Here is a 22,014-nt window from a genome sequence, read left to right on the forward strand (position 1 = left end):
GGTGCGGATGGAAACTCAGCGCCCCCTCATCCCCAGCCCTTCCTACGCGGGGAGAAGGGGGCTCGTTTGGTGGGGGCCGGGGAAAAAACGCTGGCACTGCCGGTTACTGGATCCCGGATCAAGTCCAGGATGACAGGAGTGGGGGGCGAGCGGGTGTGCGCGGGCAAGAGGCAGGTGAAAGGGCTTGCACTTTGGGGCACGAACGCCCAGATGTTCGGTATGAAATCTGTGGCAACTCCAACCAACGTGACCATGACAGACCTCAAACTTCTCGCGCTCGATAGCGAAGATCTCGGAATCGTTTCCGCCTATGTGCAGGATGCAGTGGTGCGGGTGGGCGACATGGGATATGCGCAGGCGGACCGTCGGTTCGTGATGCTGATGAACCGCTATGCGTGGGAAGTCGGCGACACGCGGGGGCGGGGACAGCGCAAGCGGGCCGGGCTGCATTTCGATGATGTGCTCGCCGCCCATGCGGAAGGGTTTGACCTCAACGCCAAGGATGGCGTGATGGAATTGCTGGCCATCACCTTCGAGGCGGGAGAAGCCCCGGCGGGCGAGGTTCACCTGACCTTTGCCGGTGGGGGTAGGGTGCGGCTCGAAGTCGAATGCCTCGAAGCCAGACTGCGCGATCTCGGCGGCGTATGGGCGGCCAAGGCCCAGCCAAAACACGACGTCGATTGAACGGGACGCGATTTTAAGTTCATGACTGCATTTCTTTCGAGCGCCGAACCCGGCTTTGCCCAAGCCTTCGAGACGTTGCTGGCCTCCAAGCGGGAGGCCTCGGTCGAGGTGGGCGATGTGGTGGCGAAAATCATCGCCGATGTGCGCGCACGGGGTGACGAAGCCCTGATCGAGCTGACCCACAAGTTTGACGGGCTGGCACTGACGCCCGAAACGCTGCGGTTTTCTCAAGACGAAATCGACGAGGCCTACAAGACCATCGCGCCCGCCATCCGCGAGGCGCTGGAACTGGCCCATCGTCGCATCACCGCCCATCACAAAAAGCAAAAGCCTGCCGATCATGTCTATACCGACGATATCGGTGTGACGCTGGGGATGCGCTGGACGGCGGTGGAGGCCGTGGGGCTGTATGTACCCGGCGGGCTGGCGGCCTATCCGTCATCGGTGCTGATGAATGCGATTCCCGCAAAAGTGGCCGGTGTCGAGCGGTTGGCCATGGTGGTGCCGACCCCCAGGGGCGTGGTCAATCCAGCCATTCTCGCGGCGGCGAAAATCGCCGGGGTCACGGAAATCTACCGGGTGGGTGGAGCGCAGGCGATTGCCGCGCTGGCGTTTGGAACCGCCACCATCCCGCCGGTTGCCAAGATCACCGGCCCGGGCAATGCCTATGTGGCAGCCGCCAAGCGGCAGGTGTTCGGAACCGTGGGTATCGATATGATCGCCGGGCCCTCCGAGGTGCTGATCATCGCCGATAGTTCGGCCAACCCCGCCTGGGTGGCCGCGGACCTGTTGGCTCAGGCCGAGCACGGGGCGGGGGCGCAATCGATTCTGATGACGACCGACCCGGCGCTGGGTGATGCTGTTGCTGCCGAAGTGGAGCGGCAACTGGAGACTTTGCGCGCTCCCGACAATGCTCGCGAGGGATGGGAGGAATTCGGGGCCATCATCACGGTGTCGAGCCTCGATGAAGCGGTGGGCCTGGCCAATCGGATTGCCTCCGAGCACGTTGAACTGGCGCTGGATGATCCGCAGCCGCTGGTCGGGCGCATCCGCAATGCCGGAGCGATCTTTGTCGGCCACCACACGCCCGAAGCGATCGGCGATTATGTGGGCGGCTCCAACCACGTACTGCCGACCGCCCGCTCGGCGCGGTTTGCCTCGGGACTTGGGGTGCTCGACTTCATGAAGCGTACGTCGATTCTGGGCTGTACGCCTGCGGCGCTGGCCGAACTGGCCGATGCGACAGTGACGCTGGCGGAAACCGAGGGGCTGGAGGCTCATGGCCGCTCGGTATCGATAAGGCTCAACGGATAATGGACCGGCGGCCTTTCGATCCCGAAACCGACAGGATCGTCACGGTTACGCTCGACCCCAATACCATCACCTCGATCGATCCCGATGAGGTGCATGAGTGGCGGATCGCGACTTACGATCTGATCGATTCCAACCGTTTCCGACCGGCGCGCGTCAAGGCCGAGGGGCCCTATGCGCTGCACCTGTCGATCGTGCACAACCATATCGTGCTCGATGTGCGCCACCCGGAAACTTTTCGGCCCATCGCAGCGCACTACCTCTCGCTCACTCCGTTCAGGAGCCTGATCCGCGACTATTTCCGTATCAGGGAGAGCTATTACGAGGCGATCCGCTCGGCTTCGACGTTCCAGATCGAGGCGGTGGATATGGGACGGCGCGGCCTGCACAACCAGGCGGCGGAACTGTTGATCGAGCGGCTCGACAACAAGCTGGCGATGGATCTGGAAACCGCGCGGCGGCTGTTCACGCTGATCTGCGCCGTCCAGCCCTACGCCACGCGGGTATCGGAACAGGACACGCAACTGCCCACCATCCTGTTCGTGTGCGCGATGAACTCGGTGCGTTCGCCGATTGCGGCGGCGCTGGCCCGCAAGCATTTCCCCGGACGGCTGGTGGCGCGCTCGGCCGGGGTGCGCTCGGGCAAGGTCGATCATTTCGTGCATCAGGTAATGGAAGAAATCGGCATCGACATGTCGGTGCATACGCCGCACACCATGGATGAACTCAAGGCCTCCAACTTCGATATCATCGTTACCCTTGCCGAAGATGCGCGAGCGGCAGTGGAGGAACGGGGTATCCAGGCCAGCGTGATGGAGCACTGGTCCGTCACCGATCCGTCCGAGACGGAGGGTGCGCGCGACGTGGTTTTGACGGCTTATCGGGCCCTGCGCGACGATCTCGACCGGCGGTTGCGGGAAGAGCTGGAATCCATGCTGGAGCGGGCCTCAGTCGCCGTGTGATGCAGGGCCTTTCATTTAGCGGCGTTTGCGTTTAGTTTGCGCGCCAAATCGCGCCCCGCTACAAGGCTGGAGCGGGCTGGATGCTTTTTGTCCGGCCCGGCTTGCGAAAACAGTCCTCAGGGGCATTGTCAGGAGAAAGAATGGCAAAGGAAGAAGTGCTCGAATTTCCGGGCGTCGTACTCGAATTGCTTCCCAACGCGACGTTCCGCGTGAAGCTTGAGAACGATCATGAGATTATCGCTCACACCGCAGGGCGCATGCGCAAGAACCGCATTCGCGTGCTGGCGGGCGACAAGGTGCTCGTTGAAATGACGCCTTACGACCTCACCAAGGGCCGCATCACCTATCGTTTCAAGTAATCGGGTCCGGTGAGAGCAGTGTCCAGACGCCCCGAACTCATTCTCGCCTCGGCGTCTCCGCGCCGGCTCGCACTGCTCAATCAGATCGGGATCGAGCCCGATCACCTGATTCCCGCTCATGTGGACGAAACGCCGGAAAAGGGCGAACTGCCCCGTCGGCTGGCGCAGCGCCTCGCTCATGCCAAGGCCACCGAAGTGCGCCGCAAGGCTCGGCAGGCCGGGCTGGGCGGCGACGCGGTGATTATTGCCGCCGATACAGTGGTGGCGGTGGGGCGGCGCATCTTGCCCAAGGCTGAAACCATGGACGAGGCAGCAGCATGCCTGCGGCTGCTTTCGGGCCGCGCCCATCGGGTGTTTACAGGGCTGTGCGTGATGTCAGCTTCCGGGCAGGCGCGCGAGCGGGTTGCCGATACCCGCATCCGCTTCAAGCGCCTGTCCAACAAGGAAATCGAAGCCTATCTGGCCAGCGGCGAATGGAACGGCAAGGCAGGGGGCTATGCGATTCAGGGAATCGCCGGGGCATTTGCGGTCAAGATGAGTGGCTCCTACAGCGCCGTGGTCGGGTTGCCGCTGTTTGAAACAGTGAGCCTGCTGGCGGGCGAAGGGTATCCGGTCCACTTCAACTGGCTCAATCCGGCGTCCCTGTCGGGAGTGTAGCATGGCAACCAACGTAACCCGCCTGCGTCCGTCCAAGCCCTGTCCGATCTGCGGCAAGCCCTCTGTGCAGCAGTTTCATCCGTTCTGTTCGGCCCGGTGCGCCGATGTCGATCTCAACCGCTGGCTGACGGGTAGTTATGTGATTCCCGGTGGCCGGAGTGATGGGGAGACGGATGAGGGTGGCCAAACCGGCGGCGAGGACGACGAGTAAGCGCCTGCAACATCTGTTGTTTTCGGCGCTTCGCCAGAGTTCGGCGACAAAAGTGTGATCCTCGTGGAAAATTGTTGCGCAGGTGCTGGACAGCCCCGATGGGACTGCCTATAAACCGGCCACCAACACAGCGAGCCGGTCCGGCTTCGACCCAGGATGCCCGGGTAGCTCAGTTGGTAGAGCAGCGGATTGAAAATCCGCGTGTCGGCGGTTCAATTCCGTCCCCGGGCACCACCTTCTAATTCCCGCACTGAAATCATTGAGCTTTTTCGAGTTTTCGTCTAACGCTTGCGACAGCAGGGACATTCTTAGACACTTTTGTTCACGGCCCGTCCCGTTGACTTTTGGGATTTAGGAATGCGTTCCAGCGCCTAGACCAGCTTGCTCGCACTGGCAGCGAGTCGTTTCTGATTGGCGGCGCGGGTGTAGCGCTCAACCTCTTTCAGCGTCCTGTGGCCCGTAATGGCCATGATTTCGTGCACAGACGCCCCAGCATCGGCCAAGCGGGTTGCCGCGGCCTTGCGTAGCCCGTGAGCCCTTCCTGGCACCCCGGCCTCTACACAGCGGTCCCTGAACCAGTTGCCAAAGCCGTTGAACGAGAACGGCTTGCCGAACTCAGTCACGAGATAGACCATATCCCCCAGCGGGCTCGCATCGAGCACTCGGCGCAGCTCAGGCCGAATCGGAATCTCCAGATGGACGGGCTTGGTGTCTTGGTTCTTTTGCTGTGTGAAGCGAAGCCAGCCGCCCCGCTCATGCTGCCTGCCCATCAACACGACGTCAGCCCGGCGCTGCCCGGTATATAGCAATAGAGCAAGGGCCAAGTGAGCCTTGGTGCCAATGGGGTGGTGTTTCTCGAATCGCTCAACCTCCTCGATCGTCCACGTGTGATGCCCGTCGGGGTTGTTGCTCTTCATGTACTGGACGTCTCGTGCCGGATTAGTCTGCGAATAGCCGACCTCCGGAAGCGTGGCCCAATTAAACACAGCCCGGATTGCCTTGATGCGGCCGTTTGCAGCTTCGGGCGCCCCCTTCTTTCCGTCACGGAGCATTGCAACAGTTTTTGGTGCGAAGCGAGAAAGCGGCATGTCCCGAAATGGCTTCTTTCCGCCCGGGGGGATTTCGTCCATGCAGGCAGTCAGAATTCCTCGTCGAACATAGCGTGTGCGCTTGCCAAGATCAGTGAATTTGGAGGACGCCATATACTGCTGGCATAGCCACCCGAATGTGCCGTCAATGGGGGTCTGTGGAGATTTGTCGACGGGCCGCTCACCGGCGCACAGCCGTCGGTAGTTTTCTTCCCATTCTGGCGTGCCGGGGGTGCCGTGCATCCGCACGTCCTTTTTCCCCTTCTGGCGGAAATAGACGTACCACTTTCCGCTGCCTTTCGGCACCTCGTACTCGACGACGTGTCGGGGCAGGCGAGGCCTCTTCCTATTTCCTAGCAGTAGGCGGCCCATTCATCTTGCTCCTCGGAACCATCCTCGTCACCCGGCAGGGCAGCGAAGTATCGCTCGATCTTGACCCGATCCCAAACCCGTCGTCCGTCGATTTTCTTCGGTCGAGGCATTCGGCCATCCGCCACGAGCTGGTCGAACTTGCTCGGGCTAATATCGATGTAGGCAGCGGCAGTTTCGCGCGAAAGACCGATCGGTGGCAGGGACCGTGGTAGGACGCTTTGACGTCCGTTATCATTCGCCGGCCCGCTCACCCATTGCGGCACCGGCTCAGGGCGTGTGTAGCGGGTCACGCCGCCACCCTCCGCTCACCATTGTCATTTGCGGCCAGTTGCGCAGCAACCCGCCGCAGTTCTGCGGCCTGAGCCAGTCGGCGCTGCTTGTCCGGACCCTTGGCGCGCCGTTGGTTCCAATCGGCGGTTGCGGCGAGTGACCCGGCAGAAATGCCTGCGGCAAGGGCGCGGTCGGCGGTGATAACCGGGTAGGTGAAGGCGGTCGGCAAATGCGAAATAGCCATTTGAATTTCTCCTCGTGGTAGGTGGTGGCTGGTGAGGCCGGGTGGTGGTACAGGCTGCCCGATTGCGCGCTAGGGCGCGGCAAGCGGGGCGGTTAGAGGGCAGCCAAAGCCACCCAAATCATTTCGCCGTCAAAGCGCAGCGGCCAGCAGAGCGCCAGCGTTGCAGCTGCGGCGAGCAAGCCCCATGGCAGGGCGCGCAGGAATTGTCGGTCGTGTTCGGATAGGGTGGGGCGCCAGTGGCCGGACCGCAGGGCGAGCGTGGTCATAACCGGCCCTCGGCTTTGTTGAGCGCGTCGCAAATCTGCTGGTCCAACCCAAGTGGCAAGAACTCTTGGCACTGTGCTTTGACCTGCCTTAGCGCTTCCAGCATTTCAGGAGCGGCGGCCATTTTTGCAGCCACTGCGTTGGCGTCGGCCGGGTTCTCGGTCATTACCAACGTGGCTATCGTCCTGCCGTTCGGGCCAACAATCTCGGCTGGCTTGTCCCCCCACCAGTCACCAACCTGCGGCACCATCGTCCAGTTGAACACACTCATTCCCCGTCTCCCACCAGCTCCAGCATCGCTGCCCGCCGGTCAGCCCTGCGGGCCCACTTCTTCGGCTTCGGGCGGCCGTGCTTCTTGGCCTTGTGGTCGGGGCGGCACATCGGCTCGACGCTCGATGCAAATACGCGGCCGAATGGGTCCGGCCGCGCCTCCTCGATTGTCCGTTCGTTATCCCCTGCGAAGGCGCGAGCCAGGACAAGCCCAGACACGCAGCTCGCGCCATCAGGTCTTCTGACGGGAATCGTGGTGCTGGTAATGCCGTTCGTCATGATTTTCTCCTCTGGTAGCGCTACGGGGGTGGTAATCCCGTTGCATGAGGAGAGAATGCGGCAGGCTTATGCGAAAGTCAACTATTAAATGCGATTATCGCAAGTTGCTTGCGTCCAGACGGCTAGTCCACTGTGAATCGCGCGACATAGCGGCCGATAATATGAACCTCGTCGGCGTTCACTTCGTACGTGGAGTAATCTTTGTTGGCTGGGATCAGGCGGAGCTTGAGGGGGTCAGTGCCGCGCACGACCTCGACCTGTTTGATGGTCTGCCCGCCATCTTCGTAAAGCGCGAAAACCCCCGGCATGTTAGGATTGCGGCGTGACTGGTCAATCATGACCATGTCCCCATCCTTAATCAGCGGGTGCATCGAGTTACCCTCGCACTCGACCATGTGGAGATTCTTCACGGAAGTCCGGACGCGCCGCTGAAGGACGGACGAGGGTATGTGCCACGTGCCTAATACTGCCACGGCTGCAGTATTTTCTCCGTTTCCAAGGTCAATCGTTAGGGTTTCCACGTCATCGCGTGAGCCCAGGCCAATGCTGCCGTCGATCTGCGGGATGCCGTTATCCGGGATGTTAAAGCGCATCTCGGGCGTGATGGCGGCCGGCAGCGCTAATGGCTCCGTTGCCTCGTATTCCAGATGAAGGGGCCGGATTTCACCTGCCAGCTCTCGGGCGGGCAGTTCACGACTCAGGAATATGGCGGCACGAATCATCTCCACGGCAGTCATTGACCGCTTCCTTTTGATGATCTTGCTGACCTGGTCCTGCGAAATACCGATTGCCTCAGCCAGATCGCTCTGGGTGATGTCGGCAACCTTGATGCCGGTTTCCAGCCATTTCGCTATGATTTCGCGTTCCATAAGTGCTTATCGCATAGCTGAAATGCGATTGTCACTCGCGAAGATCGCATAAAAGTATTGACAATTTTATGCGATTCGCGCATATTGCTCGTTGTCAGCAGTCACGCCAACCAAAAATACGCCCTGCGGGGAGCCGTAGCTCGGTACCACCCGCTTAGCCCCACAGGGCGCATGCGTACTCACAGCGGCGAGAAGTAGGCCAAACGGCGAACCACAACCAAAGCTTTCCGGCGTCCCGGCTACCAACCGGGCGCCTACCATTTAGAGGAGTAGGCCCATGAATTCAACGGATACAGCGAGACGCCCCAGCGGTAAGCGCCCAACCACCACAGTGCGTCGGTTGATCGAAACCGGCTGCAACACGACGCTGCGCTACATCGACATCAAGCTGCCGCGCATTTCCATCCAGCAGGCAGCGGCATGACCGGGATGCAGCAGGCAGTGGCGACCCAGCCCGCCGCAAAGCAATACGATTACGGCCTCGGCGAAACCGTCGAGGTGACCCTGCGCGGCACGATCGTCGAGCGCAAGGACGGGCCCACCGGCGACCATTACTGGGTCGAGCAGGTGCTGCCTGACGGGCGGAAGGTCCGTCAGTGGTTCAAGTCCCACGACGTCTATCCAGTTGAGGTGGCGGCATGACCGGCCCGGCGGACCAAGACGACGGCTTCTACATCGGCGACTGCGTTCGGATTTTGGGTTCGGCCATTGTTGGCTTTATCACGGGCTGGGCCGTCCATATGCGCAAGGAAGCCACCTACTGGGTCGAATACATCGACGGCACAGGCTCGCCGCAAGAGCGCGAGTGGTCCGAGTCCCAGCTTTCATTGGTCGAGCGGCACGATGACGCCGACGCGGAAGAAGCCGAAGTGACCGGAGTGGTCGTGCCGTTCCCGGTCGCGAACTAGCCGCTCGGCGGCGAACAAATAGGCGGCCACCAACCGCCGACTTACCATGAGGAGAAAATCAGATGGCCGGTAAATACGGTATTGGCGCACGTGTGCGCGACGAAGACGGTGACGTCGGAACGATTGTCGGGAAGAGAAAGGGCGAGCGGCAGGTTCGGTACGCCGGATGCATCGGCGACAGTACGTGGTTGAGCGGTGTTAAGGTCTGGTGGGCCAAGCGCAGCCTGACTGTTCTTGACGCCGCCAACGACGACACCCCTGCACGTGCCGAGCAGGAGCAGGGTGGCCAGCAGAGCACCGAGGTCAAGTTCAAGGTTGGGGATCGGGTTCGGTGGAAGGGCAAGGATAGCCATTACTACCGGCGTGACGGTGAGTACGAAATTGTCGGCGGCGGCGGCGAGCGCATGTTCCACTTGACCGACGAGGCAGGCAACCGGGAGCACAACTGGTCGCTCCGTGGACTACTGGAAAACTTTGAACCCCTGCCAACTGCCGCGCAAGCGCAAGGGGCAGACGCGCTGCAAATCCAAGTCGGGCGTTATTACCGCACGCGCGACGGGCGGAAGGTCGGGCCTGTGCGTCGTGGACGTGGTGGCGGGGCTTTCTTTTGGCGCTCTGACGGCAATAACCACGACTTCGTTGAGGCGTGGCACGAGGACGGCAGTTTTTGGCCGGTGGGCAGCCCCAATCGAAACGAAATGACGGCGGGATACGACCTCGTCGCCGAATGGCCGTCCGAGGATGAAGACCCCGTTGCGCTTGGTCCCGCAACAGCAACGCCTGCAGAGCCGAAGTTCAAAGTGGGTGATCGAGTGCGGGTGAAGGAAGACGACAGGGAGTTCGTCGTCGCAACCCGCAACGCTAAGGGTGTCATGTCACTTCGCAGCTGCTCCGGCCATGTAGGCTTCGAATGGTGGCGAGACGACGAATTGTTGCTGGTCGATTCCACCATCCGCCCCGGGCAGTTCGCGACTCTGCGCGTGAAGGTGACCGGCATTCACCCTCATGGCACGCACGCCAACGTCAACATTCCTGGCCTGCGTAACCCCAGCCACGGCGTTCCTCTGTCGGCCCTCACCGCCGCCTGAGCCATGAACTTTTGTCATCCGTATGACCAGCGGCTTCACCCGCCGCTGCGGGCGCTGCGCACCGCGCTTTTCGCGGCCGTCGTGACCCTCACCCTGCTGCTACCCGCAGCATGGGTGCTCCAAGCAATCGGGGCGTTGAGATGATGGAAATCATGCTGCTCGCCGCCCTGTGTCTGTTGCTCTGGCAGGCCTGCAATTGGCCGCCGTATGCGTGAAAATGAGGAGAAAACCTATGAGTGCAGCAGGAGTTGTTGGCGCGGTTGCAAGCGTCATTCTCGTAATCGGCGGCGTCGTTGGGTGCGCTGCCTACTATCCGCAATACGACATCTACGTGAAAGAGTCGGCGGGCCGCGCTCAGCTTGCCGAGGTTGAAAGCAACCGACGCATTCGGGTTCTGGAGGCGCAAGCTGCACTGGATGCTGCCGATCTCACCAGTCAGGCTGAAGTCGCCCGCTCGCGTGGCGTGGCCGAGGCCAACGCCATCATTGCCGATAGCCTCGGCGGCGCGGAAGGCTACCTGCGCTGGCGCTATATCGAAATGCTGGAAAACACCAGTCAGGGCGGCCGCAACGTTATTTACGTTCCGACCGAGGCGAACCTGCCAATCCTTGAGGCCGGACAGCGCCAGTCGCTCAACTAGCCTGCCGCCCGCCTAGCCACCACAACTGCCCGCTCTGCCTACCCAGCAGGGCGGGATACCAAGAGGAGAAATGCGAATGGCTTTGTCTTTGGCTAGCCTCACCACCACCAGATCCAACAACCCGCCGCGCACCGTGATTTACGGCGTCGACGGCGTGGGCAAAACCAGCCTGGCCGCCGAGTTCCCCGGGCCGGTGATCTACCTGCCGACGGAAGGCGAGACGCCGCCCAGCGACGTAGAGCTGACCACGCCGGGCGTTGTGGAATCCTTCCACGGGCTGCTCGACATCTTCGGCGAGCTGCTGACCGAGGAGCATGACTTCCGCACAGTCGTTGTCGACAGCTTGGACGGGTTGGAGCCCTTAATCTGGAAGGCAACATGCGCTCGCCTCGGCGTGGAGTCGATTGAGGCCGTTGGGTATGGTCGCGGGTACATCGAGGCTGATGCAGAATGGACCGAGTACCTGCAGGCCGTTTCTGCGCTTTCGCGGGCTGGAATCTATGTGGTCCAGCTCGCGCACCCCGAGATTATTAGGTTCGATAGCCCGACCTCGGATCCCTATTCCCGCTACACGATCAAGTTGCACAGGCGGGCGAATGCTCTCGTGCGGGAGCAGGCGGACATCGTCGCGTTCGTCAACTACCGCATTTCCTTGAAAGAGAAAGAGGTCGGCTTCAACAAGAAGGTCTCCCGCGCCGAGGGTGGCAATGAGCGGCTTGTTCACCTCAACGAGAAACCCGGCTTTGTAGCGAAGAATCGCCACTCCATGCCCGATAGCATTCCATTTAAAAAAGGGCAGGGCTTTGCGGAACTGGCGAAGTTCTTGCCGGGCGGCGAGAGAGTAGCGGCATAGTCGTGGCAGCCGAAAACGGCCAGCGGCTTCCTCGATCACGCGCGGAAGCCAAGGCGCAGGGGTCCAAGCACTATTTCACAGGAAGGCCCTGCAAGAACGGACACATCGACAAGCGCAACACACATCAGGGCGGGTGTCATGCTTGCTTTCGAATGAGAGCCAAGAAACGTCGCGAAGAAAAGCCGGATGAGGTTCGAGAGACGAGGCGCCTGTATCGCCTGAAAAACATTGAGAAAGAAAGGGAGAGGGACCGCGAAAGATCGCGGGCGCGATATGCCGAAGACCCTGACTTTCACCGCGCATACAACAAGGCATGGCGAGAAGCGAATGCCGAATCCGAGCGGGAGAGGGGTAAAGCAAAGTACCGGCGCGCAATGGAGGAAGACCCAGAGCGCGTTAGGGAGTCTGGCAGAAGGCGGGATGAGCGTAGGCGCTCTACTCCAAAGGGTCGACTTGAGAACTCCATTTCTGTTGGCGTGCACCGCGGGATTACGAAAGGCGCAAAAGCATCACGGCGGACATTCGATATTCTTGGATACAGCGTCGATGAACTAATGGCCCATCTGGAAAAGCTATTTCAGCCTGGGATGTCTTGGGAGAACTACGGGCGCGGTGGCTGGCATATCGACCACAAAGTACCTTTGTCGGCCCACAATTATAACTGTCCAGATGACTTGGACTTCAAGCGTGCATGGTCGCTCTCGAACCTCCAGCCTCTATGGGAGGCCGAAAACATGACCAAGGGCGCGACAACCACCGGGGAGTTCCAGCCCTCACTGGCCTTCGGCGCAGCGAACGACAACGACAAAGCCGATGATGAGGCGGCGTGACCGCCTCTCACATCACCACCACCACACCACCACAACATAGGAGTTTTGCATGGCCAGACTTGGTCAGCGTTTCGACGCGACTCAACATGACACCGAGCAGCGGCCCGACTACGAGGAACTGCCCAACGGCATCTATCGCCTCGAAGTCACCGAAGCGGACGTCGCCCCCACGAAGGCAGGCAACGGGACGATCCTCAAGACCGTCAACAAAGTGCTTGAGCCCGAGGAATATGAGGGTCGGCTGATCTTCAACAATTACAACCTGGAAAACGCGAATCCCACTGCCCAAGAGATTGGACAGCGCCAATTTGCGAGCCTCTGCCGCGCCCTTGAACTCGACGGCGTCGAGGACACCGATGAACTTCTGTTCAAGGGCTTCACGGTGAAAATCGGCTTGGGCAAGCCGTCGAAGGACGGCCAGTACCCCGCCCGTGCCGAGATCAAGGCCTACTACTTCCCGGACCAAGGCAACGTGCCCGTCCCCGCAATCGACGCCAACCAGCCCGCACGCCCGGCGAACGATAACCAGCGAGCAGCGGCCAACGACAACGCCCGGCCTGCCGCGCAAGCGCAGGCAGGTGGGACCAAAAAGCGCCCTTGGGGGTAAGCAGTACGCACACGGCCTAGCACCAGCCGGGGCGGCCACCAATCGCCCCGGCCTACCACCAGAGGAGAAAATCAGATGGCACTCAGAGTAGAGAAGGCCCACCTAGTCGCTGCGCTCACGCAGGCGACCAAAGCGGTGGAAACACGCAACACCGTTCCGATTTTGGCGAACGTTCTTTTGAGCGCTGACGCCAGCAAACTGACGGTCCGCGCCACAGATACAGACGTTGAAATCACCACTTCGGTTCCAGCCGACGGCGCACTCGACACCACAACCGCACCAGCGCGCACGCTGCTCGATATCGCCAAGCGGATGCCCAATGGCGCCGAAATCTCGCTGGCGCTGGACGGTGGCATTCTGACCGTTTCCCATGGCCGCAGCCGGTTCAAGGTTGCCACGCTGCCGGTTGAAGACTTCCCGACCATGACCCAGCCGGCGTACCCGGTGGGCCTAGCCATAGACTTGGCCGCGCTGCTCGCGCCGGTCGCTTTTGCCATGTCGACCGAAGAGACGCGCTTCTATCTCAACGGCGTGTACCTGCACTCTGTCCACGGCCGGCTGCGCGCGGTGGCGACCGACGGACACCGGCTGGCGGCAGTGTATGGGCCTGACCTTGACCTGCCCGAGGGCATCATCATTCCGCGCAAGACGGTCGGCATGATCCCGTCGGGCGAAATTGAGGTCGATATCGGGCCGGGCCGCATCCGGTTCACCGCTGGCGATACGGTGATTGTATCCAAGCTGGTCGAAGGTACGTTCCCCGATTACGAGCGTGTCATCCCCAAGAACAACGACCGGCCGGTGACACTGGACCGTGCCCTTATGTCGGCTGCCGTCGAGCGGGTCGGTGTGTTCGCCAGCGAGCGGGGAGGCAAGGCCGTGAAGCTCGAAGTCGCTCCGGGCGGCGTGACGTTTACTGTCAACGGTGAGGGCGGGCAGGCGAGTGACGAACTGGCTGCCGACTACACCGGTGAGCCTTTCGATATTGGCTACAACGCCAGCTATCTCACCGAAATGCTGCGCTCCGTCGAGGGCGGCAAGGTGACGTTTGAAATCAGCGATAGCAGCAGCCCGGCGAGGATTGTCGGCGCGAACGATAACTGGTGCGGCGTCCTGATGCCGATGAGGGTGTAGGGGGCGAGAGATGGGATACGTACGCGTAGAAATCGACACCGACGACGTGCTGGATGAATTGAGCGACGGCGAGTTGCTTGCAGAGGTACGGGCTCGCAAAATTGGGCTCCCCGATGACGCCCAGACCGCCGTCCGCACCGCCATCGCGCAGATACGGCGCGGCGATTTGGCCGATGCTGTGACCACGCTGGAACGTGAGTTCTTTCCGAAGTGGGCGTCGGTGTTTGAAAGCCGTGCTGCCTATGAGGCGGCGACCAACCCGCATGTGCAGCCGCTCAAGGGGCAGGGGCCTATGGGCGACTATTTCGCCAAGGCACTGGGTGCCAGCATCGCTGCGGCGGGTATGGCGAGTGAAGCGGGGTGCGGGAGGGGCGAGCCTGTTGGGGAGGCGGAGTGATGGCTAAGCACAAGTGTGAAAATAGGTTCGGCGGTGATGGCGCTCGTGGCGGTTCGTTCTTTGAGATCGAAAGCCCGAACTACGAGCATGGAACCGCAACACTTCGCGTCGGCCATTCGTGCATCATCGTGCACGATGCTGAAATTCCGATCACATGGCTTGCCGAATTGGTCGCCATAGCAACGGAGCACAAGGAAGGCATCGCGGGATTTCTCAAAGAGCACCAGTGGAGCGGCGAGAGCTATGCGCTTATGTGCGATCCGGGAGGAGTATGATGAAAACCAAGCAGGAACGCATCCGCGAACTGCGGGAGGCGGGCAAGGGGCTTCTGGAAGCCAAGCGCATCGTCGAGGACCAAGACTTGAACCGCGAAATTCTCGAGGCCCAGAACGTCGAAGACCTCAAGGGTATTCTGTGGTCGTTGGTGGCTCGCCAATAATGGCCCCGCTTCCCCGCCCCCAAGCCAGCACCGTCTCGGCCATCTACCGCGCGTATGAAGCGGCGAACGAGCACTATGACTCGCTCGGCATCTCGGTCGGCGAAATCGGCAACGAATGCGACCGCGCCCTTTGGTACAATCTGCGGTGGGCGAGCCAGCCCGAAGCCATCACGGGCCGCACGCTGTCGATCTTCCGCACCGGTGACCGGTGGGAGGAGGTGCTGGTTGACGATCTGGAGCGCATCGGCGTCGAAGTCTGGGGGCAGCAGGACCGCATCCGGCTCGCCGGTGGCCATATCCGCGGTAAATGCGACGGCAAGGCTATCGGCCTGCCCGAGGCCCCGAAGACCGAACACCTGTGCGAGTTCAAGTCCAGCAACGACGCGGGCTTCAAACAGATCGTGAAGCATGGGTGCAAGAAAGCAAAGCCCTTGCACTTTGGGCAAGTCCAGATCGGGATGCATGCTTTTGGGCTGACCCGCGCGCTTTACCTGGTGGTGAACAAAAACGACGACAGCCGGTACGCGGAGCGCATCGAGTACGACGCCGAATACTGCTTGCGAGCCATCGCCAAAGTCGAGCGGCTGATGCGGCTGCACGAGCCGCCCAGCCGGATAAGTGACAACCCCGAGTTCTTCGGCTGCCGGTTCTGCCGTCACAAAGCGGTTTGCCATGAAGGAGCGTTCCCGCGTGTCAGTTGTCGGAGTTGTTTGCATAGCACGCCGGAAATGGGCGGCGATGCTCATTGGTCGTGTGCGCGCTGGTCAAAGCCATTGTCGGTGGATGAACAGCGGCGGGCGTGTGGTGCTCATTTATTTCTCCCGGGGATGGTGCCGGGGGAGATGCTGGAAGCGGACGAGGAGGCGGAGACGGTTCGGTATAGGCTTAGGAATGGCGAGACGTGGGTGGATGGTCAGACGCACATTTCTTCCAAGTGATCTAGTTCCGATTTTGCAGCGACCATAAGGCGTTTAGCTTCTGCCTTCATCAAGCCGAATTGAGACTGCAGTGACAATTTTTGGCTGCCTTCACCGGCCACATATACTTCAATTTCCTTTCCATTATTGAAGTGGTCAATAGAGAGTTGCAGTTTCTCAAGTTGGTACTTTATAGGGGCGTGCAGGTAAGGTTCGTAATCTGAAAGTAGTTTGGCGGGGTTAGAGAGAATCATTGGCTTTCCGTCATTCTTATAAACACCGTTAGTGACCGCGAATCTCCATTCGTAGTCGAGTAGGCTCTTTCCAAGTTGAAAAGCGTAATTATTTGCGCGCTGCTCATGACGAAGAGTGAATTTCTTATTTGATGAGTGATGCTTGCGCTGAAGTTCGATTTGTCGAGAAATCATTATAACACTTGCCACGGCAGCCCCGGTTGCAAGCGCTCCTGCTATTAATGTTTGAAAACGCTCCACGAAAGAAAACGCGACGATCAGTGGAGTTAGGCTCGATGAATTCGCGCCGACGGCAATACCACTGCCTACCAACATAAGCGCGGCCAAAACGAACGCTAAAGCGAAAACCACTAGACGCAGCGACATCACCCCCCCCCGACCACCCAAGCTTCCCGGCTGCCACCAACAGCCGAGAATACCAAGAGGAGTAGATATGACAACGCCCTCAGTGCGCCCCGCATCATTCGACCGCCTATTGCTCGACCACATGGACGCGCTGCGGCGCCGCGTGTGGCGATTGACCCGCCATGGCGCCGAGGAGGTGGTCGCTGACACAGTTGAACTGGCGCTCCGCCGGTGGGCGAACTTCGACCCCGAGAAAGGCACGTTTTATCGCTGGCTGGTTTGGCAGGCGCGCGACGCTGCACGCAACTATCGCAAGGTCACGGAGAAGGTATGGGAGATGGAGCAGCAAGAAGAACTGCCATCGGGCAGGGTCGAGCCGGCGCAGCCTGACCACGCGCAGCTTTCAGCGGTGTTAGCTCACCTGTCCGGCGTCAAGGACGGCGATGTGCTGCTGCGGCGGGCCATGGGCGACACGCACCAGGAGATTGCAAACGATCGGGGCGTCTCGCGTTCGCGGATCCAGCAGCTTGAAAAGGAAGCGCGAGGGAAGCTGGTGCGGAGGGCGGCGTGATGGGGGCGAAGGAGACGAGGCACTGGACAGAGATATACGGACCGCATCCAGCCACAGCAGCTGACGCCAAAAGGCTCGGAACTCGATACTACTTGAATTGGCGCCCGTGCAATCGCGGGCACGTTAGCGTCAGATACTACCACGGAGGCTGCGTGGCTTGCCACGCGGAGCACCGCGAATCCAACCGAGAAAAGAACCGCGCCGCATCTAAGAAGTGGCGGGAAGAAAATCCAGACAAGTGCAAACAGTATCACGACGAGGCCCGCGAGAGGGGCTACCACAAAGAGTATTACGCAAGAACCCGCGAGAGGCAGATCGCGAGCGCGATGGAGTGGAACGCAAATAATCCTGAAAAGCACGCACAATCTGTTCGCAAGTATCACGAGACACACAGGGATGAACTGCTCGAGAAAGCCCGTGAACGATACAGAGAAAACCGCGAGGAAATTCTGGAGAAAGACAGGGCCTATCGTCGTGAAAACCGGGAGAAACTTCGAGAAAGCACGCGGCGGTGGAGGGAGGAAAATCCAGAGCAAGCGCGCATAACTGATCGAAACAATAAACTAAGGCGGCGCGGAGCGGTGGGAAGTCATACGCTTGCAGACATTGATCGACTTCGGGCTTTGCAGCGCCATCGGTGCGCAGAATGTGGCACTGATACGCGCAGTGCCGGGTATCATGTAGATCATGTCGTTCCGCTTGCCCTTGGCGGCACAAATTGGCCGAACAACCTCCAGATTTTGTGCCCCAAATGCAACCTGGAGAAGCACGCAACTGATCCAATTAAATTTGCGCAAAGGAAAGGAAGGTTGCTGTGACTCTCGTTCTCCGCCCCTATCAGGAAGAAGCAGTCCAGGCGGTGTTCGACTACTGGGCGTCCGAGCCCGGGAACCCGCTCGTGGACCTGGCCACGGGGCTTGGCAAGAGCGCGGTGCTATCTGAGATCATCAAGCGGCTGCTTTCCGGCTGGCCGGACATGCGTGTTCTTGTCGTCACGCATGTGGCCGAACTGATCGAGCAGAGCTATCTGGAGTTGCTCGGCATGTGGCCGTTCGCGCCGGCGGGTATCTATTCCGCGGGCCTGGGGCGGCGTGATCGTCACGCACAGGTCTTGTTCTGCGGTATCCAGACTGTTTGGGACAAGGTCGGGGCCCTTACGGCCAATGGCGCGTTCGACGTCATGTTGGTGGACGAGGCGCACCTAATTCCGGCCAAGACAGAGACCATGTACGGCCAGTTTATCAAAGGGCTGCGCGAACAAAACCCGGACATGAAGCTGTTGGGGCTTACGGCGACGCCATTCCGCTTGGATAGCGGCAGGCTAGACGAAGGCGAAGACCGGCTGTTCGATAAGGTTGTATACGAATACGGCATCGGCCCCGGCGTGCGCGACGGCTATCTTGCCCCGCTGTCCAGCAAGCCAACTGCGACGGGCTTTGACATGGCCGGCGTGGGGCGGCTGGGAGGCGACTACAAGCAGGGCGCCATGCAGCGCGCAGTGGACCGCGAGGAGGTTACGGCAGCGGCGGTGGACGAAATCGTCGCTAAGGGCACCGACCGAAAGTCCTGGCTTATCTTCGGGGCAGGCGTCGACCACGCGCTGCATATCCGCGACGAAATCCGCAAGCGGGGTGTGTCGTGCGAGACGATAACCGGAACAACGCCGCCCGAGGAACGCAGGCGCATCATCGAGGATTTCAAGGCTTATCGACTGCGGGCGATCACCAACAATTCAGTGTTGACGACGGGCTTCAATCATAAGGGTGTCGACCTAATCGCATTCATGAGGCCCACTTTGTCAGCCGCTTTGTATTTGCAAATGGCTGGGCGCGGGGTGCGCGTACTGTATGCGCCGGGAATGCCGCTGGAAACCACCGAGCAGCGACTGGAGGCTATTGCGGCTGGCCCAAAGCCAAACTGCCTTGTGCTCGATTTCGCTGGGCTGGTCGAGAAGCACGGCCCAGTGGATATGGTCGAGCCTAAGAAGCCCGGCAAGGGTGACGGGGACGCGCCTGTAAAAATCTGCCCGACCTGCGAGGAAATCCTGCATGCATCGGTGCGTGTGTGCACCTGCTGCGGTTACGAATTTCCGCCAAGCGAGGAGCCTAAGCATGCCGCCCGCGCCTCCGACGCCCCAATCCTCTCCACCACCGAGCCCGTATGGCGCGGAGTGACCGGGCGGACGTTCCGAAAGCACGCCGGAAAGGCAGGCCCGTGTGTGCGCATTGACTACCAGCTTGGGCTAACCGTTCAGAAGGATTTCGTCGGCCCGGAGGGTGCCGGTTTTTTCAAGCAAAAGTCTGACCGGTTTTGGCGCACTCACGGCGGGGATCTCCCATTTCCGTTGACGGTCGACGAGTTTCTGGACCGGGCCGACGAGCTCGTAATCACCACGGAGATCAGCGTCGTAAAAAAAGGGAAGTTTTGGAACGTTGAGTATTGGCGCGCGGGCGCGTCGCCAAGCAATGACGCAATACGCGAGCCAGCAAACGACAACGAGCGCGAGCGGCTTTCCGCGCTGGTCGCAGGGGAGGACTTCATCCCGTTCTGACAGACCGTGCTAAACGGCCGGTTGCATCGCAACTAACCACCACCACACTCGCCGCACTACCAATGCGGTGGGTTACCACAGAGGAGAAAAGCAAATGAGCGCAACCAACCCTGCGCGCCAAGGGCAGCTAGTTCTGAAAGACGCTGACCTGCGCGACTACCTCGCGCTGACCGCTTCTGACGACGAGCTCTTTCGTTTTCGAGATTTTCAAGTACCGCCAATCGGCGGGCCTAGGCGTGCAAAATATACCATCGAGCAGGCACGGTATCGTTTTGCCGACGCCATGCTCGCGGCCCGCGCATCTTAAACAAACCGCATAACCACCAACTATGCGCCACCAAGAGGAGAAAAACATGACGGCAAAAACAAACACCACACCAACGGCACCAGCCAATGACAACGCATTCCTCGCCCGCGACGTGCAGGAGTTCACCCTGCACCTTGAGGCGGTTCAGCGTGACTTCCCGGAACTAGCCGACGATTCTGACCTCGCCGCCGACACGTTCGAAGGCATGGGGTTCAACGACTTGTTGGCCCGGCTCTTGGGTGGCGCCCAAGACGCCAAGCACTTCAGCGCCGCGATTGCTGACCGTATAGGTGAACTGCGGCAGCGGCAGGAGCGGTTCAGCCGTAAGCAGGACGCCATGCGGGCTTTGATGTTCCGGCTGATGACCGCGGCGGGGCAGCAGCGCGTGCAGTTGCCGGAAGGCACGTTGTCCGTGTCAAAAGGGCGGGACTCCGTGCTGATCACCGACGAAACCCGGTTGCCGAAGTGGGCGATGCGGGTAGTGAAAAGCCCCGACAAGACCGCTATCGGCGAGCGCCTGAAGGCAGGCAAGAAGGTGGCCGGCGCCGAGATGAAGCCGGGCGAGCCTGGCCTGACGGTGCGGGTGGCTTAGGCCTTTGGATAGGTGGCTTGTGCGGCGTCGAAAGCAGCGATGAATTTGGCCGCTTCTTCAATGTCGCACAGCCACACGCCTTCCTCGTAGGGGTTCCGGCCCCCGAAGCCGAAACGTTCGGCGATTGCCGGATTGAAGCCATAGCTAGTTTTCTCGTCGGGATCGCGTCCCTTCGACTTGCTTATCGCGCGCGCAACAAACTCGATGCGCTCGACATCGTACGTCATGTGTTGGTCTCCATGCAGGTCAGCACCATAGCATACACACCACAGCCGGCCACCAACCGGCTGTGGATTACCAGGAGAAGTAGATATGAACCCGCTACCCAGCGGCCCATTTGGTGCCGTGCTCGCGGACCCGCCGTGGGGATTCACGACCTACAGCAAGAAGAACCTCGCCCCGGCGCGCGGTGTCCAGCCCTATGATGTCATGTCGCTGACCGACATCAAGGCGCTGCCAGTCGGCGACGTCGCGTCCGAAGATTGCCTGCTGTTCATGTGGACTGTTTCCCACCTGCAGGCCGCTGCCATCGACGTCGGCCGAACTTGGGGCTTCGAGCCTGTGTCAATCGCCTTTGTCTGGGATAAGGGGCGCATGGGCATGGGCTACTGGACCCGGCAGGAAGTGGAAATCTGCCACCTGTTCAAACGCGGCAAGCCTCGGCGGCTTAGCAAGGGCGTGCGCTCCGTAATTCGCGCTCCTCGCCGCGAACATTCCCGCAAGCCCGACGAGCAATATCAGCGCATCGAGGCGCTAGTCGCTGGGCCGTATCTGGAGCTGTTCGCCCGGCAGGCCCGGCCCGGTTGGGCGGCGTGGGGGAATGAGGTCGGGAAATTTCCAGCTGCGGCGAATGATAATTTGTTCGGGAGGGATGCGGCATGACTGAATTAATCAGCCTTCCGTTGCCCGTTCGCAATTTACTTGGGTCTGGGAGAATGATCATCCCAATTAAAGAAACCCTTGAGCGCGCCTAGCGCCCTTGGGCTAACGCCAAGGTAATTCAGGTTGGAGCGGAGGACGCCGGGGCGAAGGTCATTTCTGTCTCGGAAGTTGAACCTGCCGTCAGCGTCAATGTTTTCTTCGATAATATAAAGAATTGTCGTCATTGCGTAGCATTGCGCAGCCATATCCCGGCTTCGCGTTTCTATGATTGCCCGCTTATTAGGGAGGGACGCATCTAGAGCTGCTAAGTCATGCTTGCGCTCAATCAAGGCATCTCGCGCATCTCGGATATAAGCGTGCGCAACCGTGGCGAGTTGAGTGTCGATCTTCGAAAGCGTGGCAATAAGGCCGATTGTGAATGTGAAGTCCAAATCGTGCTCGTAGACAGTCTTCCGTTGCAAGGCGACAGCTGCCTGCGTGAAGCGAGCGGCGACTACTGCGCAAGCGCTAACGGCCTCTTCTCTCGCCCTTCGACGCGCTTCCTCGTTCTGGGCTTCTGCGGTGATTTTCGCAGCACTGACTACAAAAAAACCGGCTCCCAGCGCAAACAACCCGGCCAAAAGCGTCTGATACTCCCGAACCCAGCCAAGCGAAACCAGCCGTTCCAACCAGTGTATCAGCCCATCATTGCAGGCCCGATCGAATAGATCGAAGCACCCCGTCCGTCGATACCAAAAGACGACATAGAGCAGCGCCCATAGCGCGACGACGCCTCCGCCGAATACGGCGAGCCCCCTAAGCCAGTTTTTCATTCAGCCCCCAATTCAAAACAGGAGGCAGCATGACATCGAACTATTGC

At 60.3% G+C, this 22,014-nt stretch carries 35 protein-coding genes and 1 tRNA gene; 26 read left to right on the plus strand and 10 right to left on the minus strand.

The features are described 5' to 3' along the window. The first annotated feature begins 219 nt into the window (after window positions 1–219). The 7 genes from VNS12_RS13280 (at window position 220) to VNS12_RS13310 (ending at window position 4,418) form a co-directional block, all read left to right on the plus strand. Window positions 220–684 carry a DUF2948 family protein gene (locus VNS12_RS13280; RefSeq protein WP_325488323.1) on the plus strand — a complete coding sequence of 155 codons (465 nt, stop codon included), beginning with the start codon at window positions 220–222 and terminating at the stop codon, window positions 682–684. Window positions 685–705: 21 nt separating this feature from the next. Further along, window positions 706–1,998, plus strand: coding sequence for a histidinol dehydrogenase (hisD, locus tag VNS12_RS13285; protein WP_325488324.1), 1,293 nt, complete (start codon window positions 706–708; stop codon window positions 1,996–1,998). Continuing rightward, the gene (locus tag VNS12_RS13290) at window positions 1,998–2,957 is read left to right on the plus strand and encodes a UPF0262 family protein (protein WP_325488325.1); all 960 of its coding nucleotides are present in this window, start codon (window positions 1,998–2,000) and stop codon (window positions 2,955–2,957) included. Before hisD ends, VNS12_RS13290 begins: the two co-directional genes overlap by 1 nt. Window positions 2,958–3,097: 140 nt before the next feature. Continuing rightward, entirely contained in the window at window positions 3,098–3,316 is a 219-nt protein-coding gene (gene infA / locus VNS12_RS13295) for a translation initiation factor IF-1 (RefSeq protein ID WP_325488326.1), read from the plus strand. 18 nt (window positions 3,317–3,334) lie between these two features. After that, window positions 3,335–3,973 carry a Maf family nucleotide pyrophosphatase gene (locus VNS12_RS13300; RefSeq protein ID WP_325488327.1) on the plus strand — a complete coding sequence of 213 codons (639 nt, stop codon included), beginning with the start codon at window positions 3,335–3,337 and terminating at the stop codon, window positions 3,971–3,973. A gap of 1 nt (window position 3,974) precedes the next feature. Then, a complete protein-coding gene (gene yacG, locus VNS12_RS13305; RefSeq protein WP_325488328.1) occupies window positions 3,975–4,184 on the plus strand; it encodes a DNA gyrase inhibitor YacG in 210 nt (69 codons plus the stop codon). Between the two features lie 158 nt (window positions 4,185–4,342). Beyond that, a tRNA-Phe gene (locus VNS12_RS13310) sits at window positions 4,343–4,418 on the plus strand. A 137-nt stretch (window positions 4,419–4,555) separates the two neighbouring features. Here the strand turns inward: VNS12_RS13310 and VNS12_RS13315 are convergent. The 7 genes from VNS12_RS13315 to VNS12_RS13345 form a co-directional block, all read right to left on the minus strand. Continuing rightward, the gene (locus tag VNS12_RS13315) at window positions 4,556–5,644 is read right to left on the minus strand and encodes a tyrosine-type recombinase/integrase (RefSeq protein ID WP_325488329.1); all 1,089 of its coding nucleotides are present in this window, start codon (window positions 5,642–5,644) and stop codon (window positions 4,556–4,558) included. Then, entirely contained in the window at window positions 5,626–5,895 is a 270-nt protein-coding gene (locus VNS12_RS13320) for a helix-turn-helix transcriptional regulator (protein WP_325488530.1), read from the minus strand. Before VNS12_RS13320 ends, VNS12_RS13315 begins: the two co-directional genes overlap by 19 nt. Window positions 5,896–5,930: 35 nt before the next feature. Continuing rightward, a complete protein-coding gene (locus VNS12_RS13325; RefSeq protein ID WP_325488330.1) occupies window positions 5,931–6,158 on the minus strand; it encodes a hypothetical protein in 228 nt (75 codons plus the stop codon). A gap of 92 nt (window positions 6,159–6,250) precedes the next feature. Then, window positions 6,251–6,424, minus strand: a complete 174-nt coding sequence (locus VNS12_RS13330) for a hypothetical protein (RefSeq protein WP_325488331.1) — start codon at window positions 6,422–6,424, stop codon at window positions 6,251–6,253. Next, on the minus strand, window positions 6,421–6,693 hold the full coding sequence (locus tag VNS12_RS13335) for a hypothetical protein (protein ID WP_325488332.1): 273 nt from the start codon (window positions 6,691–6,693) through the stop codon (window positions 6,421–6,423). Before VNS12_RS13335 ends, VNS12_RS13330 begins: the two co-directional genes overlap by 4 nt. Further along, the gene (locus tag VNS12_RS13340) at window positions 6,690–6,971 is read right to left on the minus strand and encodes a hypothetical protein (RefSeq protein ID WP_325488333.1); all 282 of its coding nucleotides are present in this window, start codon (window positions 6,969–6,971) and stop codon (window positions 6,690–6,692) included. Before VNS12_RS13340 ends, VNS12_RS13335 begins: the two co-directional genes overlap by 4 nt. Window positions 6,972–7,093: 122 nt before the next feature. Beyond that, window positions 7,094–7,840, minus strand: a complete 747-nt coding sequence (locus VNS12_RS13345; protein WP_325488334.1) for a LexA family transcriptional regulator — start codon at window positions 7,838–7,840, stop codon at window positions 7,094–7,096. 277 nt (window positions 7,841–8,117) lie between these two features. Here VNS12_RS13345 and VNS12_RS13350 point away from each other — a divergent pair, with 277 nt between their 5' ends. From VNS12_RS13350 to VNS12_RS13410, 13 genes are all read left to right on the plus strand, one after another. After that, window positions 8,118–8,264, plus strand: a complete 147-nt coding sequence (locus VNS12_RS13350; RefSeq protein WP_325488335.1) for a hypothetical protein — start codon at window positions 8,118–8,120, stop codon at window positions 8,262–8,264. Next, the gene (locus tag VNS12_RS13355) at window positions 8,261–8,482 is read left to right on the plus strand and encodes a hypothetical protein (RefSeq protein WP_325488336.1); all 222 of its coding nucleotides are present in this window, start codon (window positions 8,261–8,263) and stop codon (window positions 8,480–8,482) included. Before VNS12_RS13350 ends, VNS12_RS13355 begins: the two co-directional genes overlap by 4 nt. Then, complete coding sequence (locus VNS12_RS13360) at window positions 8,479–8,748, plus strand: hypothetical protein (protein ID WP_325488337.1); 270 nt, start codon at window positions 8,479–8,481, stop codon at window positions 8,746–8,748. Before VNS12_RS13355 ends, VNS12_RS13360 begins: the two co-directional genes overlap by 4 nt. 62 nt (window positions 8,749–8,810) lie before the next feature. After that, the gene (locus VNS12_RS13365) at window positions 8,811–9,836 is read left to right on the plus strand and encodes a hypothetical protein (RefSeq protein ID WP_325488338.1); all 1,026 of its coding nucleotides are present in this window, start codon (window positions 8,811–8,813) and stop codon (window positions 9,834–9,836) included. Window positions 9,837–10,068: 232 nt separating this feature from the next. Next, a complete protein-coding gene (locus tag VNS12_RS13370) occupies window positions 10,069–10,476 on the plus strand; it encodes a membrane protease subunit (protein ID WP_325488339.1) in 408 nt (135 codons plus the stop codon). Window positions 10,477–10,552: 76 nt separating this feature from the next. Beyond that, window positions 10,553–11,329 carry an ATP-binding protein gene (locus VNS12_RS13375; RefSeq protein ID WP_325488340.1) on the plus strand — a complete coding sequence of 259 codons (777 nt, stop codon included), beginning with the start codon at window positions 10,553–10,555 and terminating at the stop codon, window positions 11,327–11,329. Window positions 11,330–11,481: 152 nt separating this feature from the next. Next, window positions 11,482–12,159 (plus strand): hypothetical protein, encoded by a 678-nt coding sequence (locus VNS12_RS13380; protein ID WP_325488341.1) that lies wholly within the window; start codon window positions 11,482–11,484, stop codon window positions 12,157–12,159. 49 nt (window positions 12,160–12,208) lie between these two features. Next, window positions 12,209–12,766, plus strand: coding sequence for a DUF669 domain-containing protein (locus VNS12_RS13385; protein WP_325488342.1), 558 nt, complete (start codon window positions 12,209–12,211; stop codon window positions 12,764–12,766). 75 nt (window positions 12,767–12,841) lie between these two features. Next, a complete protein-coding gene (dnaN, locus tag VNS12_RS13390) occupies window positions 12,842–13,900 on the plus strand; it encodes a DNA polymerase III subunit beta (RefSeq protein WP_325488343.1) in 1,059 nt (352 codons plus the stop codon). 10 nt (window positions 13,901–13,910) lie between these two features. Further along, window positions 13,911–14,297, plus strand: coding sequence for a hypothetical protein (locus VNS12_RS13395; protein ID WP_325488344.1), 387 nt, complete (start codon window positions 13,911–13,913; stop codon window positions 14,295–14,297). After that, entirely contained in the window at window positions 14,297–14,572 is a 276-nt protein-coding gene (locus tag VNS12_RS13400) for a hypothetical protein (RefSeq protein ID WP_325488345.1), read from the plus strand. Before VNS12_RS13395 ends, VNS12_RS13400 begins: the two co-directional genes overlap by 1 nt. Next, complete coding sequence (locus tag VNS12_RS13405; protein WP_325488346.1) at window positions 14,569–14,736, plus strand: hypothetical protein; 168 nt, start codon at window positions 14,569–14,571, stop codon at window positions 14,734–14,736. Before VNS12_RS13400 ends, VNS12_RS13405 begins: the two co-directional genes overlap by 4 nt. Beyond that, entirely contained in the window at window positions 14,736–15,674 is a 939-nt protein-coding gene (locus tag VNS12_RS13410) for an oxidoreductase (RefSeq protein ID WP_325488347.1), read from the plus strand. Before VNS12_RS13405 ends, VNS12_RS13410 begins: the two co-directional genes overlap by 1 nt. Here VNS12_RS13410 and VNS12_RS13415 read toward each other — a convergent pair. Continuing rightward, window positions 15,650–16,273, minus strand: a complete 624-nt coding sequence (locus tag VNS12_RS13415; RefSeq protein WP_325488348.1) for a hypothetical protein — start codon at window positions 16,271–16,273, stop codon at window positions 15,650–15,652. The two genes, VNS12_RS13410 and VNS12_RS13415, sit on opposite strands and share 25 nt — an antisense overlap. A 67-nt stretch (window positions 16,274–16,340) precedes the next feature. Here VNS12_RS13415 and VNS12_RS13420 point away from each other — a divergent pair, with 67 nt between their 5' ends. The 5 genes from VNS12_RS13420 (at window position 16,341) to VNS12_RS13440 (ending at window position 20,273) form a co-directional block, all read left to right on the plus strand. Further along, entirely contained in the window at window positions 16,341–16,823 is a 483-nt protein-coding gene (locus VNS12_RS13420; protein ID WP_325488349.1) for a sigma-70 family RNA polymerase sigma factor, read from the plus strand. 152 nt (window positions 16,824–16,975) lie between these two features. After that, a complete protein-coding gene (locus tag VNS12_RS13425) occupies window positions 16,976–17,641 on the plus strand; it encodes an HNH endonuclease (protein ID WP_325488350.1) in 666 nt (221 codons plus the stop codon). Continuing rightward, entirely contained in the window at window positions 17,638–19,374 is a 1,737-nt protein-coding gene (locus tag VNS12_RS13430) for a DEAD/DEAH box helicase (RefSeq protein WP_325488351.1), read from the plus strand. Before VNS12_RS13425 ends, VNS12_RS13430 begins: the two co-directional genes overlap by 4 nt. Window positions 19,375–19,468: 94 nt before the next feature. After that, on the plus strand, window positions 19,469–19,681 hold the full coding sequence (locus VNS12_RS13435; protein WP_325488352.1) for a hypothetical protein: 213 nt from the start codon (window positions 19,469–19,471) through the stop codon (window positions 19,679–19,681). A 46-nt stretch (window positions 19,682–19,727) separates the two neighbouring features. Next, the gene (locus tag VNS12_RS13440) at window positions 19,728–20,273 is read left to right on the plus strand and encodes a siphovirus Gp157 family protein (protein WP_325488353.1); all 546 of its coding nucleotides are present in this window, start codon (window positions 19,728–19,730) and stop codon (window positions 20,271–20,273) included. Here VNS12_RS13440 and VNS12_RS13445 read toward each other — a convergent pair. After that, window positions 20,270–20,500, minus strand: a complete 231-nt coding sequence (locus tag VNS12_RS13445) for a hypothetical protein (protein WP_325488354.1) — start codon at window positions 20,498–20,500, stop codon at window positions 20,270–20,272. The genes VNS12_RS13440 and VNS12_RS13445 overlap by 4 nt on opposite strands. A gap of 85 nt (window positions 20,501–20,585) precedes the next feature. Here VNS12_RS13445 and VNS12_RS13450 point away from each other — a divergent pair, with 85 nt between their 5' ends. Continuing rightward, window positions 20,586–21,155 carry an MT-A70 family methyltransferase gene (locus VNS12_RS13450; protein WP_325488355.1) on the plus strand — a complete coding sequence of 190 codons (570 nt, stop codon included), beginning with the start codon at window positions 20,586–20,588 and terminating at the stop codon, window positions 21,153–21,155. 35 nt (window positions 21,156–21,190) lie between these two features. On the opposite strand, the gene VNS12_RS13455 is transcribed toward VNS12_RS13450, so the two are convergent. Next, window positions 21,191–21,967, minus strand: coding sequence for a hypothetical protein (locus VNS12_RS13455; protein WP_325488356.1), 777 nt, complete (start codon window positions 21,965–21,967; stop codon window positions 21,191–21,193). Between the last annotated feature and the right edge of the window lie 47 nt (window positions 21,968–22,014).

It is taken from the genome of Pelagibacterium sp. (genome assembly GCF_035555455.1).
Lineage (GTDB): Bacteria > Pseudomonadota > Alphaproteobacteria > Rhizobiales > Devosiaceae > Pelagibacterium.